The sequence below is a fragment of the Psychrobacter sp. KCTC 72983 genome (assembly GCF_014280455.1).
In the GTDB taxonomy this organism is placed as follows: domain Bacteria; phylum Pseudomonadota; class Gammaproteobacteria; order Pseudomonadales; family Moraxellaceae; genus Psychrobacter; species Psychrobacter pacificensis.
On record NZ_CP060390.1, the window covers coordinates 1312711 to 1326824 of the forward strand.

General features: G+C 46.4%; 12 protein-coding genes and 1 riboswitch. Of the genes, 4 read left to right on the top strand and 8 right to left on the bottom strand.

Features of this window, described 5'->3' with window-relative positions; translation table 11 throughout:
* Positions 1-27: 27 nt before the first annotated feature.
* From pstA to pstS, 3 genes are all read right to left on the bottom strand, one after another.
* Positions 28-840 (bottom strand): phosphate ABC transporter permease PstA, encoded by an 813-nt coding sequence (pstA, locus tag PSBA01_RS05600; protein WP_416383516.1) that lies wholly within the window; start codon positions 838-840, stop codon positions 28-30.
* A gap of 153 nt (positions 841-993) precedes the next feature.
* The gene (pstC, locus tag PSBA01_RS05605) at positions 994-1947 is read right to left on the bottom strand and encodes a phosphate ABC transporter permease subunit PstC (protein ID WP_186475299.1); all 954 of its coding nucleotides are present in this window, start codon (positions 1945-1947) and stop codon (positions 994-996) included.
* Positions 1948-2156: 209 nt separating this feature from the next.
* Entirely contained in the window at positions 2157-3329 is a 1173-nt protein-coding gene (gene pstS, locus PSBA01_RS05610) for a phosphate ABC transporter substrate-binding protein PstS (RefSeq protein WP_071002586.1), read from the bottom strand.
* 292 nt (positions 3330-3621) lie between these two features.
* Positions 3622-3777, top strand: a riboswitch (TPP riboswitch).
* Positions 3778-4023: 246 nt separating this feature from the next.
* Between pstS and thiC the strand changes: the two genes are divergently transcribed.
* Positions 4024-6150, top strand: coding sequence for a phosphomethylpyrimidine synthase ThiC (gene thiC / locus PSBA01_RS05615; RefSeq protein WP_223334314.1), 2127 nt, complete (start codon positions 4024-4026; stop codon positions 6148-6150).
* Between the two features lie 74 nt (positions 6151-6224).
* On the opposite strand, the gene PSBA01_RS05620 is transcribed toward thiC, so the two are convergent.
* Both PSBA01_RS05620 and PSBA01_RS05625 read right to left on the bottom strand, forming a co-directional pair.
* Positions 6225-7115: a fructose bisphosphate aldolase gene (locus PSBA01_RS05620; protein ID WP_058023584.1), complete on the bottom strand. Its 891-nt coding sequence runs from the start codon at positions 7113-7115 to the stop codon at positions 6225-6227.
* Between the two features lie 177 nt (positions 7116-7292).
* Positions 7293-8141 carry an EamA/RhaT family transporter gene (locus PSBA01_RS05625; RefSeq protein WP_186475300.1) on the bottom strand — a complete coding sequence of 283 codons (849 nt, stop codon included), beginning with the start codon at positions 8139-8141 and terminating at the stop codon, positions 7293-7295.
* A gap of 361 nt (positions 8142-8502) precedes the next feature.
* Between PSBA01_RS05625 and PSBA01_RS05630 the strand changes: the two genes are divergently transcribed.
* Genes PSBA01_RS05630 through PSBA01_RS05640 form a run of 3 tightly spaced genes read left to right on the top strand, consistent with a single transcriptional unit; the run spans position 8503 to position 11982 of the window.
* A complete protein-coding gene (locus PSBA01_RS05630; RefSeq protein WP_186475301.1) occupies positions 8503-10416 on the top strand; it encodes an ABC transporter ATP-binding protein in 1914 nt (637 codons plus the stop codon).
* Between the two features lie 37 nt (positions 10417-10453).
* Positions 10454-11344: an alpha/beta fold hydrolase gene (locus PSBA01_RS05635; protein ID WP_186475302.1), complete on the top strand. Its 891-nt coding sequence runs from the start codon at positions 10454-10456 to the stop codon at positions 11342-11344.
* Positions 11345-11364: 20 nt separating this feature from the next.
* On the top strand, positions 11365-11982 hold the full coding sequence (locus PSBA01_RS05640; protein ID WP_186475303.1) for an alpha-ketoglutarate-dependent dioxygenase AlkB family protein: 618 nt from the start codon (positions 11365-11367) through the stop codon (positions 11980-11982).
* A gap of 32 nt (positions 11983-12014) precedes the next feature.
* On the opposite strand, the gene PSBA01_RS13205 is transcribed toward PSBA01_RS05640, so the two are convergent.
* The 3 genes from PSBA01_RS13205 to PSBA01_RS05650 form a co-directional block, all read right to left on the bottom strand.
* A complete protein-coding gene (locus PSBA01_RS13205) occupies positions 12015-12119 on the bottom strand; it encodes an EcsC family protein (RefSeq protein WP_222436685.1) in 105 nt (34 codons plus the stop codon).
* Positions 12107-12691: an EcsC family protein gene (locus PSBA01_RS05645; RefSeq protein ID WP_186475304.1), complete on the bottom strand. Its 585-nt coding sequence runs from the start codon at positions 12689-12691 to the stop codon at positions 12107-12109. Before PSBA01_RS05645 ends, PSBA01_RS13205 begins: the two co-directional genes overlap by 13 nt.
* Before the next feature lie 226 nt (positions 12692-12917).
* Positions 12918-13943 (bottom strand): NADP-dependent oxidoreductase, encoded by a 1026-nt coding sequence (locus tag PSBA01_RS05650; protein ID WP_186475305.1) that lies wholly within the window; start codon positions 13941-13943, stop codon positions 12918-12920.
* Positions 13944-14114 lie beyond the last annotated feature (171 nt).

Genomic DNA, 14114 nt, shown 5'->3' on the forward strand with positions numbered 1-14114 from the left:
TTGGTATCTGTGCAGCAATATCGGCCTTTATTTGACCTGACCTCGATTGCCAATAAATCTTGCCAGAATATTCAATACCAAGACCGACGCTGTGATCAGTAGCGCCGCTGCCCACGCCAATGTATGCCAGTTATCATAAGGACTCATCGCAAACTGATAGATGGTATTGGGTAAGTTGGCAATTGGCTGACCCATATCGGTACTGAAATACTGATTATTGAGGGCGGTAAATAGCAATGGCGCCGTCTCACCAGTGATACGAGCAAAAGCCAAAAGTACCCCTGTCGTCAGTCCCGCTTTGGCAGCCTTGATAGTCACTTGCGTCACCATTTTCCACTTGGGCGTGCCAAGTGCATAAGCCGCTTCGCGCAAGCTATTGGGTACCAGATTCAGCATATTCTCTGTGGTACGTACGACGACTGGAATGACAATCAATGCCAATGCCAATGCGCCTGCCCAACCAGAGAAACTTTGACCTTTGACCATTAAAGCATATATAAACAGACCAATGACAATGGATGGTGCCGATAATAAAATATCGTTCAAAAAGCGCGTCACTTGGCCAAGCATACTGCCTCTAGAAAACTCAGACAAATAAATACCAGTCATAAGCCCGATGGGTGCGCCGATGAACAACCCTGAAAACGCCAGCATGGCAGAACCCACGATCGCATTGCGCAAACCACCTGGACTCATCGGCGGTGGCGTGTCAGCGGTAAAAATTGGCAGCTGCACCATGCCTTGGAAGCCTTCAATAAACAGCGTCACCAAGATCCATGATAACCAAAATAAGCCAAACACCATGGCTGACATGGCAAACCCCAAACCCAGCTTATTCATCCAGCGACGTTTGTTGTACAGACTCTTGTTGTAACGCCCCACGCTGCTTGGCTTGGTGGTCATGGGCGCATTCATCGCATTGTTAGCAGCCATACTATTTATTTCCCATATCTTTTATCAATATCAATCGAGATCCAATAACCATGCTTAGGCTTATCGGTTACCTGCTTTGTAATCCATGCGCATGAGCATCAGTTTGGCCAACGACAGCACGATGAAGGTGATAATAAACAAGATTAAGCCCAGATGTAGTAAAGATGCTAGATGCAGCTCACTTGACGCTTCGGCAAACTCATTGGCCAATGCTGAGGTGATGGTCACACCAGAAGTAAATAGACTTGGGCTGATATTGAACGCATTACCGATCAAGAAAGTCACTGCCATGGTCTCACCGAGCGCACGACCCAGTCCCAAAATCACGCCGCCAACGACACCCGCTTTGGTATAAGGCAAGATAATCTTGAACATCACTTCCCACGTCGTCGCACCCATACCGTAGGCCGACTCTTTGAGTAGATCTGGCACCACAGAGAAAACATCACGCATGGTGGCAGCGATAAAAGGGATAATCATGATGGCAAGTACCAAGGACGCGGTAAACATCCCTAGTCCCATGGGTGCGCCTGTAAACAGCTTACCGATGATCGGTAGCGGGCCCACATGCTCAATAAACCATGGCTGAATATGCTCACCAAAGAAAGGCGCAAAGACAAACAAGCCCCACATCCCATAAATGATAGAAGGAATACCTGCCAACAGCTCAATGGCAATGCCAAGCGGTTTTTTGAGGAACTTTGGACACATTTCGGTCAAAAATATCGCGATACCAAAACTGACTGGTACAGCGATAACAATCGCGATAAATGACGTCACCAAGGTGCCATAAATAGGCGCGAGTGCCCCGTACTCATTGGCAACCGTATCCCAATTATTACTGCTATAAAACCCCAGACCAAACTCTTGGATACTCGGCCACGCCCCAACAATCAGAGACACCAAAATGCCCCCTAACGATAGGAGGACGAGTATGGCAAACGCTTTGGTAGAATTGACAAATAAAGCGTCGTAACGTTTTTGTTTAGCCAGTTGGGACCTTAAGTCTGTCATAAGTGTCTCAGCATTGAATGGGTGAATTCAAAAAATCAGGGTGTTCATTTCGTTTTATGACAGCAAACGCAACTTGACTAATGATTATCGTGAAATATAGCGATTAGTGTTTTGGTCAAATTTGCTGTGATAAAACCTCTCAAACCACTACCGGAGAATAGTGGCTTAAGAGGAAATCAAAAAGTCATTAAGCAGCTTGTACAGATCGTTTATTGCGCTGGCTTATAAACTGGCTGTCCATCGCTACCTTTGACCTCATTCCATTTCTCTTTGAATAGAGCCACTGCTGTATCAGAGAATGGGACATAGTCTAGCGCCATGGCATCATCATCACCTTGGGTATACGCCCAGTCAAAGAAGTTCAACACGCCAGCGACTTGCTGAGGATTCTCTGGTTGCTTGTGTACTAAGATGAAAGTAGCAGCAGCGATTGGCCATGCTTGATCCGTCTCAGAGTTGGTGATGACTTTATAAAAGCCTTCTTGTTGTGACCAATCGATGTCACCAGCGGCGGCAAAGGTTTCAGCAGATGGCTGCACGATATTGCCCGCGGCATTTTTAAGCGCGGCATGTGACATGTTGTTTTGCTTGGCGTAGGCATACTCCACATAGCCGATAGAGTTTTTCATGCGGTTGACGTAGCTTGAGACGCCCTCATTACCTTTACCACCTGCACCAGTCGCAGAGGTTGGCCACTTGACCGTTTTATCAACACCAACGCTGTCTTTCCAATCTGGTGATACCTTGGCGAGATAATCGGTAAAGTTAAACGTCGTACCTGAACCGTCTGAGCGGAATACTGTGGTGATGGCGGCATCTGGCAAAGTCAAATCTGGGTTCAAGGCTTTGATCGCAGGATCATTCCAGTTATTGATTTTACCCAGATAGATATTGGCTAAGGTTTCACCATCTAGCTTCAACTGACCTGGCTCAACGCCATCGATGTTAACGATTGGCACAACGCCACCAATCACGGTTGGGAACTGGATAAGACCAGATTCTTCAAGCTCTTCAGGTGTCAATGGCGCATCAGAAGCACCAAAATCGACGGTTTTTGATTGGATTTGTTTGATACCTCCAGATGAGCCAATAGATTGATAGTTGACTTGGCCACCTGTGGCAGCGTTATAGTCAGAAGACCATTTGGCATAGATCGGCTGCGGGAATGATGCGCCTGCACCTGTGATATTCATGGCGATGTTTTCAGCAGATTTGAAACCCGTGTCAGCAGAAGGCGTTGCCTGAGTCTGCGTGGTGGTTTCAGCCGTGGTAGCGGCGCTACTGGTCGTATCAGCAGCTGGTTCTGCCGTCTCTGTTGACTTATTACACGCCGTAAGCATTAATGTACAACTAACGGCCACTGCTAATAACGAATAACGCATGTAGGACTCCTAAAATTTAACAACGATATAAAAAAGCATTGTTTGTGATATGAGCGTTATCTTGCCAAATCTTTATGACAGTTTAATGACAACCTCTCAAATCCTGCATTCGCTTTACACAATATTTAGCAATCGCCTCTAAGTATCAGTAATATCAAGGAATTTTAATTACTATCAATAACTCCTGTTCTTTGTATCCATGCTAAATAGCAAAATAAGCGCCTGATATTTTCATCCAAATTCCATTAGCCGTTAACGCAGAATTTTGTTAGTATGAAGAAGATTTACAACACTGACAGACTCGGGGTGCGATGTAGCATTGGCCTACTTTATTAAACGTTTATAGTTAAACATTGATAAAAGTAGCCACCTATCTACATTCGCTGAGAGATCACCCGCCGAACCTGATGCGGTTAGTACCGACGCAGGGAAGTCTTAAGCACGTTGTTATTGATGACAACGGACGCGTAAAAATACTTTTTTATCATCGCTATTGTCTAACGATGCACGCCGCATACGTAGATAACGAGAGAAGATAGAAAGCGGCGTCCACTATTTGATGACCATTAACCGCGACAATTTCTTTGCTCGCTGTTAGGTGTTGATAATATAAATTTGTCTGAATGACGAGTGTTTGCCCCGCAGCTACTGGCGGTGTTGCTTTTATTCAAAAACCAACACGCTAGGACAGCATATGACTATTTCAAACAGCAGCTCTTTTGACAATGCCTCTTTAGACAGTGCCTCAGCGCCATCACAAGTCCAAACGCACAACCCAGCCGATAACATACCTCTCGTATCAGACACCAAAGCCGATAAAAAAGCCGACGCGCTAAAGACACCTGCCCACCGCGCCGCCAGTGATGCACGCTTTGAAGAAGACGCGCGCGACTTACACCGTATCCTACCCGCCTCGCGCAAAGTCTATATCGAAGGCTCACGGCCTGATATTCAAGTACCGATGCGTGAAATCAGCTTAACGGATACGCCAGTTGGCGGTACGGGTGATAAGGATGGCGAGCACAATCCGCCTTTTTATGTGTACGATACTTCAGGCGTGTACACTGACCCCAATGTCGAGATTGATCTGACCCGCGGTCTACCCAAACTGCGTGAAAACTGGATCGCCGAGCGCGGTGATACCGAGCAACTAAGCGGTCTATCTAGCTCGTACGGGCAAGCGCGTGCTCGTGACATCAGTACTGCCAACCTCAGGTTTGCTCATATTGACAAACCGCGCCGTGCCAAAGCAGGGAAAAACGTCACTCAGATGTACTACGCGCGTCGCGGCATCATTACCCCTGAGATGGAATATATTGCGATACGTGAGACGCAAAAGCAGCATGAACTGACTGACATGCGTCAACATGAGGGTGAGAGCTTCGGTGCCAATATGCCCAAAATTATCACCCCTGAGTTTGTCCGTGATGAAGTAGCCGCTGGACGTGCAATTATCCCCAACAACATCAACCACCCTGAATCTGAGCCAATGATTATCGGGCGCAACTTTTTGGTAAAAATCAATGCCAATATCGGCAACTCAGCGCTCGGCTCATCGATTGATGAAGAAGTCTCCAAAATGACATGGGCCACGCGTTGGGGCGCGGATACCATCATGGATTTATCGACGGGCAATCACATTCATGAAACTCGTGAATGGCTAATCCGCAACTCTCCTGTGCCGATTGGTACCGTACCGATTTATCAAGCCTTAGAAAAAGTCGATGGCGTCGCTGAAGATCTGACGTGGGAGATATTCCGTGATACCTTGATTGAGCAAGCCGAGCAAGGTGTGGATTACTTTACCATTCACGCAGGCGTCCTGCTCCGCTATGTACCGCTCACCGCAAAGCGTTTGACAGGTATCGTCTCACGCGGCGGCTCTATCATGGCGCAGTGGTGTCTGGCGCATCACAAAGAGAGCTTTTTATACACGCATTTTGAAGATATCTGCGAGATTATGAAGCAATACGATGTGGCGTTCAGTCTAGGTGATGGCCTACGCCCCGGCTGCTTGCAAGATGCCAATGATGAGGCGCAGTTTGGCGAACTACGTACGCTTGGTGAATTGACCAAAGTGGCATGGGAGCACGACGTACAGGTGATGATCGAAGGCCCTGGACACGTGGCGATGAACCGTATCAAAGAAAATATGGATTTGCAGCTTGAGCTGTGTGCTGACGCGCCTTTCTATACCTTGGGCCCATTAACGACTGACATCGCCCCTGGTTATGACCATATCACCAGTGCGATTGGTGCGGCGATGATTGGCTGGTTTGGTACCGCGATGCTATGCTATGTCACACCAAAAGAGCACTTAGGGCTACCAAACAAAAAAGACGTCAAAGACGGCATTATTACCTATAAAATCGCTGCACACGCCGCCGACCTTGCCAAAGGTCACCCTGGTGCACAGGCGCGTGATAATGCGCTATCCAAAGCGCGCTTTGAATTCCGCTGGGATGATCAGTTCAATCTGGCGCTCGACCCTGATACCGCGCGCGAATATCACGATGAGACCTTGCCAAAAGATGCGCATAAATCGGCACACTTTTGCTCTATGTGTGGTCCGAAGTTTTGCTCCATGAAAATCACGCAAAACGTGCGTGAGTATGCAGCAGGACTGGACAAAGATGCCGCCAACCAAAAAGTGACGCCGCAATCAGGCGACTTGAGCGATGATGATCATTTGATCAAAAAAGTCGATACAGAACTGGTCGGACAAGTAGGCGAAGCCAGTGCTGAAGAAGTCCGTCAAGGCATGGCTGAGATGATGGAAAAATACAACAAGGAAGGACGCCAGTTATACAAAGAGGTATAAGCTTTTTACTATAATAAAAAAGCCCAAACCTGACTATCAGGTTTGGGCTTTTTTAGTTTATGTATTTAGTAATATCAAACCTTCGACGCCTGATAAATCTCCTCAATCGACGTATTGATGGTATCGGCAAACTCTTCATCGCTTTGCTGCTTACTCAACCCTTCGGTAAAGGCGCGCGAGAAGCTGGCAATCATACCGGGGTTTTGTTTGAGCTTCGCGCACGCATCAGTGCGGCTATAACCACCAGATAGCGCCACGACTTTGAGCACTTTTGGATGGTCGACCAGTTCCTGATAAAATCCTGCTTCTTCGGGCAATGTCAGCTTGAGCATTACTTGCTGTTCGTCATTTAAGCGTTCCAGATTACGCAAAATATTGGCTTTTAATAGCACTTCGCAATCATGCTTTTGGGCACTATCAATATTGACCTCTGGTTCAACGATTGGCATCAAGCCTTTTGAGATGATTTGCTTGGCCACATCAAACTGCTGCTGTACAACGAGCTCAATACCATCGACATTTGGCTCATAAATGACTGAGCGCATCTTGGTACCAAATACTGGATAGTTCTTGGCTTTATCTAGCAACAGGTCTAGATTAGGCATCGGCTTCATGACTTGGACGCCGCTCATCTGCTCCGCCAAACCTTTATCTACCTTCAAAAATGGGACGATTTGCTTGTCTTCCCACAGATAGTTGGCGGTCGACTTACCATTGACGTCACGCTCCATGGTATCTTCAAATAAGATCGCACCAAGCACACGCTCATTGTCAAAACAGTCGCACGTCATGATACGGGCACGCATCTCATGCACCAAATCAAACATGGCCTCATCATTCTCATACTCATCGCCGCTGATGCCGTAATTCTCTAAAGCCTTTGGTGTGCTGCCACCACTTTGGTCGAGCGCAGCGATAAACCCTGAACCGTCTTTTATGCGCTGTAACTGATTGTCGTATTCCATTGAAAGTACATCCTATTTTTATTGAGTGAAATTAAACATTATAAATCAAGCTTTCTATCACCTATATAAGGTCTGCTATTTGTAGATGACCTTATCATAGGATGATAAGTATGCCTATATAGAAAACGTGACAACTTTGCTAAAAATTCTACTTTATCCTTCCTTGGACAACATATCTCACGCCAAAAATAAGACGCCCACACAGCATACTGCGAGTAGCAGCCCCACCAAATTGATGCGATTGAGTCGTTCTTTAAACGCGCCCACTCCGATCAATGTGGCGACTGCGATGACACCCACGTTCATCCCCGTAAACACAATACTGGGTGAATCGGAGAGCACTTGATGGGCTCTGACATAAGCATAAATATTACCCATGTTGAGCGCGCCAAGTAGCAATCCAGCGACAAGGGCGTCTGCCTGCCAGCGCACCCGAGTGACGAGCAGATAGACGAGTAATAATAAACCTGCGACTCCAAAACTCACAAACAGTGTCAACGGAAAAGCAGTACCCTGCTTGGCAACCTGCTTAAACAAGATATCGATGATGCCGTAACCCGCCCATACACCGAATAACCACAGCGGTGTGTATTTTGTTTGCTTAGGGGTATCTGTCTGCTGTGGTCGATAAACCAGTGCTCCTAGTGCCAAAAAGCCAAGTGCCAATCCCAGCACACGCGTACCTGTCACCACCTCACCAAATAGCAAAAAAGCGGCAATGATCGGAATAATCAATGATAAGCGCTGGGAGGCATCCGTTGCCACCATACCCACCGCCTCAATAGCACGTCCAAGGATAATAAACACGGCCGGTAGCAAGATCCCAAGCGCGATGATGATGCCCCAAGCACTGTCTAGCGCATGTATGGCGCCGACATCAGGCTTCAATAAAAGCCAAGTCAGTAAAAAAGCGACGGGATAACCTGCGACAATGGTCTGACGAATATCCATTTTCTTTTGGCGTAGTATTTTTAAAAGCACTGAAACAGCGACGCTACACAGCACCGCAATGGTTAGATACATCATTAAGGCCTACCTTTTGAACCCTAGTACTGGGTATTTATTATCCATACACTGGTGGCGCAGCATCAAGTAAGCCGCTTTGTATTCAACTGATTTCATTAAAAAATATGATTACAACGCTCATCATTCGATCAACTAAGCCAGTTGTGGTCTAGAAGGTAGCAAAATATATTTTTGACAGCAATCTATTTATCCGTATTTCCACGCGCGTTATTGGCAATAACGTATCAACCAAAAGCACTATGCATGGATCAATTACAATTTACTGCACGCCTGATTGCCAAGTTTTGATAAAATACCCTGCTATTTTATTAACATAAGTAACGACTCAAAACCGCTCTGTTTTGACGTATTATTGCCGCCTATGAACGCTCTCTTTCGTTTTTTTGAATCCCGTCTTCCTGCCTTCCCAGAAACGCCCATGCCATTGCCTCGTAAGGGGTTGTTGAAGTTTTTGTGGGCCTGTACTCATGGTTTGCGTGGCTGGCTGTTCTTATTTATGATCCTCTCCGCAGGTGTTGGGGTCTATGAGGCCATGTTGTTTGCATGGATTGGTAACTTGGTGGATTGGCTGGGTGCTTATACCCCGCAGACACTGTGGGCAGAAAAAAGCGACATGCTACTGCTGATGTTTGCTGTCTTAATCCTCAGCCCATTTTGGATTGCCTTATCGTCATTGGTACATTTTCAAGTGATCCAAGGCGTGTTTCCGATGCAGATGCGCTGGCGTTTTCACCGCCGAATGCTTGGGCAGTCGATGCAGTTTTATCAAGATGAGTTTTCAGGACGTGTCTCAGCAAAGGTGATGCAAACGGCATTGGCCGTGCGTGATACAGTGATGACCATCACCGATATGATGATGTATGTGGTGGTGTATTTTGTCACTACTGGGGTGATTTTATTTAATCTGGACAGCTTGCTGCTCATTCCGTTTGCGGTTTGGTTTGTGCTGTTTGGGCTTGCAATGTGGTATTTTATTCCGCGCCTCAAACGTACGGCCATTGTACAAGCGGATGCCCGCGCCTTGATGACCGGGCGCATCACCGATGCTTATGCCAATATCATGACCGTCAAGCTGTTTAGCCACTCGCAGCGTGAGCTTGGCTATGCCAAATACGCGATGAATCAGTTTTTGGGTACGGTACATGCGCAGATGCGCTGGGTCAGCTATCTTGAGGTCGTCAATCATGCCATCAGTGTGACTTTGATTGGCTCGACTGCAGCTATCGGTGTATATTTGTGGCAACAAGGCGATGTGGGCGTTGGCGCGATTGCGGCCGCGACTGCCATGGCACTGCGCTTAAACGGTTTGACCCACTGGATTATGTGGCAGACCACCAGTTTGTTTGAGAGTATTGGTACGGTACAAGATGGCATGCGTACTCTATCAGCCCCACAAAAAATCGTCGATAAACCCAATGCGCAAACACTAACGGTCACTGATGGTCGTATTGTCTTTGATCATATTGATTTTGGTTACGAAGAGGATATGAGCGCTGCCGATGATGAAGGCGCGCGCGTCGATGAGGCGCACACTGTAGGAACCGCACTGGCGAGCAACCGTGTGAAGCTGCTAGATGACTTTTATTTGGACATCAAACCAGGTGAAAAAATCGGTCTGGTCGGACGCTCTGGGGCAGGCAAATCAACCTTGGTGAATTTACTACTACGCTTCTTTGATGTCGATAGTGGCAAAATCTTTATTGATGGACAGGCAATTGATGAGGTCACTCAAGAGTCACTTCGCCAGCAAATTGGTATGGTGACCCAAGACACCTCATTATTGCATCGTACCATCCGTGAAAACATTGCTTATGGTCGTCCAGATGCCACCGATGCTGAAATTATTGAAGCCACTAAGCAAGCCCAAGCATGGGACTTTATCAAAGACTTAAGCGATGACAAAGGCAACACCGACCTTGATACCCAGGTCGGTGAGCGCGGCGTCAAACTCTCAGGTGGTCAGCGCCAGCGTATCGCCATCTCCCGCGTAATGCTGAAAAACGCACCAATTTTGCTGCTTGATGAAGCCACGAGTGCCCTTGACTCTGAAATCGAATTTGCCATTACTGAAAGCTTAAACGACATGATGACTGGCAAAACCGTGATTGCCATTGCCCACCGTTTATCAACCATTGCAGCACTGGATCGACTAGTAGTGATGGACAAAGGGCGTATTATTGAACAAGGCAGTCACGAGGCGCTGCTCGCACGCGATGGCGTCTATGCTAAATTATGGCAACGTCAAAGCGGTGGGTTTTTAGGTGAAGACAACTAAGACCTATCAAAATAAATCACAAGGAAGTGTTTATTTTATGGAAGCATTTACAAACAGCATCAATCTTGATGGTAAAAAAGCACGTTACTATCATCTTAGCCAGCTCAATCAGTCAGTTCAAACAGATAACCATCGCCGCACACCCGCGCATTTTTATGGTGGTAATAGTTTCACCGTTGGTACCTATACGCCATTGCTAAATGAGCTGACAACTGAGTTTGATATCAGCTCACTTGCCCTGCGTGGCTATTGGTATGACAAACCGCACAGCCGTCGTCTGACGCGTGAGCAAGATGCTGACCTGCTTATTGAGTTTTTAGAAAAAACACAAGATAAGCCTGTCGTCGGTATCGGACATTCACAAGGCGCAACCGCCACAGCCATGGCAGCAGCCAAACGTCCAGAGCTGTTTTCGCAGCTATATCTGATAGAGCCTGTCACATTCACCAAAAACCAAGCCACCTTGTATAATCTGTTACCGCGTTCTATCCTGCTGAGTCGTGAGCCTTTCAAAAGTACAGTAAATAGGCAATCTACGTGGCCGAGTGTTGATGCTTATTATGACAACTTGCGTGCGCAGCGTGCTTATAGACGCATCAGTGATGAACACTTGCAGATATTTGCCGAACAGAGCTTGAGCAAAAATCCAAATGGAAGTTACAGCTTGATGTTTGCTCCAGAGCAAGAGCTGGCCAACTATTTTGGCGCCCCTCATATCGATGCCGCGCTCAAAAAACTACGCTGCCCCTATACGCTGATTACCGGTAAGCCTACTTTATTCATCAATGATAAGGTACGACAACAATGGCAAAAATTTGTGCCTGATAGCAGCATCATCTCATTGCTAGACTATGGTCACCTGCTGCCAATGGAAGCGCCCAAACTGTGTGCTCAGATCATTCAAGAGCACTATCAACGCAGCAAATAATGAGAGATAACTATTAATCTATGACTGACCTTTTTGCGTCCGCACCCACAGATAATATATTGCCCTATGATGGTAATGTAAACGATCTAGGCATAGTCATAAACGATGCCAATGTCCTCTATAATACGTTGCTAAATGGGTTGCCTTGGCAATCGGATATAGTGACGTTATTTGGTAAAACTCATGTGACGACTCGCCAAATTGTCTGGATGGGAGACACGGATGCAGATTACCAGTATTCAGGGCACACGCGACAGACAATACCATGGTCAGATATAGTGTTCCATGTGAAACAATATGTAGAAAAAGCGTTGGCAGACATCGGTATTGCAGCACATTTCAACACCTGCTTGCTCAACTATTATCCAACTGGCACTGATGGCATGGGCTATCATGCCGATGATGAAAAAGAGCTCGGTCATCAACCAATCATTGCATCTCTCTCCCTTGGTGCCACCCGCAAATTTGTTTTTAAGCACAAAAAAACTCAAGAAAAAGTCGCGCTTTATCTTGAGTCTGGACAATTAATTGTCATGCATGGGGAGACACAGCGCTTTTGGAAGCATACAATCACGAAAACAAAAACAGTCGATACTGGACGGATTAGCCTAACCTTTCGTCAAATGCTTGCAAACTAAAACTGCCATGGTCAGGTTGAGTAAACGATTACCTATGCAATGCGATCTAAAAAACGTTCACGGTAGCATTGATACGCCGCTTCACAGACATTGGCCGTATAGTTGGCATTAACACCGCCTGCCACTACTGCACCCACCGCATGAATGCTTTGCGCGCTTCAGCAGAGGCAGGAGTAGCCACCGCCAACAAAGACATGGCAAACAACTGTTCGCCTTTATCATTCATGTCAAAGCCATAGTAAGTCGCATACTCTCCGATAGCGCGTAGATTGGTAGAGATAAGACCAACGACGTCGGCAGGAATACCTACCCAGCCAACCACCCCTGTCGTCACGCCTTGCGCACTGGTTAGCGCGACATATTTACTTTTGAGCAGCTTGACTTGTTTATCGACAACCGCAATTGGTAGATGTTTGATATCAGAAAGCGTCTTGATTGATGAGCCTTTAATATCAGGCTCCTCTTGATAGCTCTCGATAACGCCTTGAGTGTTCAATGTCCAATTGGCGGCATTACTCAAAGTACTAATGGTTTGCTCAGTTGCTTTTTTTAAGGCATCGCCGAATTGCGGCACATCCATTAATGCATCACCTGCCGCGACAATAGGCGTATTAAGGACCGCAAAAGCTTTGTCCAAAACACCTTTATCAGGGTTTTTCCATGCTTCTATTTCTTCACGCACTTGCGCTTCATAGGCGACATGATCCATGACTTTTTCGTCTGTTTTTTATTCTCTGTATCTTTATTTTCAATGTCTTTATTCATAGTCATAGAACATCCTTTGTTATTACTTCATTTATCAGCGTGTCTCTCACTATCCCACAGCAGACAACATTAGAGAGTAGGCCTGTTGTGTTGTCAGAGACACCATTCTTGTAGAGTTTTATGAAGTACGTAAAGGACCCTATGATTTTTAAAAAACTGGTTAGCGCCTCTTATTCAGAAGCAGCAAGGACAATCTTGCCAAAGGCATCACCCTTTTGTAGCTCATGGTGCGCGGCTACCACTTCTGATAAAGGATAGATTTTTTGGATTTTTAAGGTTAATTGACCATCAGCAACGAGCTGTAAAACACGCGCCATATCATTACCACTACGCTGCGCTTTATACCCTGATACTGCTAAGCTTTTTTGCTCGCCTGCTTCTTTGAGTTTATCCACCCAAATGGTTGGCAACACATTCACGCGCGCGCCCGATTTGAGCACACTCAGGGCGCGCACGCCAGCATCATCGCCAACTAAGTCAAGTAGTACGTCGGCTTGCAAGTCAGGGAACGCTTCGTCTTTGGTATAATCAATCCAGCCTGCCAGCTTGTCAGTATCGATAAGCTCACCGAGCTTGGCATATTTTTCTGGTGAGCAAATAACTGTGACCTTAATATCATCACGGCTTACTTTGTCCATTAATAGCTGTATTAATAAGTGACCGACGCCGCCTGCTGGTGCATTGATTACGACATGCTCACCCTCTTTGATATCTGCAAATTCCACAAACTGTAGCGCTGTTTGCCCAATGCACGGCAATGCCCCTGCCTGCTCTAATGTCACACTCTCTGGCACTTTGGCAAGCATTTTGGTGTCTACCGCCACGTACTGCGCATAGCAACCACCAGTAAAGGTCAAGGCGGCAACGCGATCTCCAATAACGAACTCATCGCTGTTGCTATCAACCACTGTACCTGATACGTCAAACCCTAAAATAGCAGGCTGGTTATTGTCGAATTTTTGTTTTTGGATATTTTCTGCGCCCCACCCTTTGCCTTGGCGGGTTTTATAATCGACAGGGTTGATACCGGCATAGGCGACTTTGACCAATACCTGATCGTCCTGTAATTCAGGGATGTCGACACCATCCTGATATATCATTACTTCTGGTTCACCGAATTCACATATCAGGGCAGCGTGCTGGGTATTGGGGAGTTGAGGTTGTTGGTTATTGTCGTTAGTAGATGGCGTTGCCATAGTGATATATCCTTATATTTTGTTTATTAGTTAGTGCTTACTATTTATTGCAAGTTAGATGACTATTTCATAAGGGGCAATTTTAGTCGATAGTATTTTTGCTAAAAAGATGTTTTAGTCTCGATAGATTATCAAGGCAGTGCATCCGAGCACATCACCACCAAGTATTAA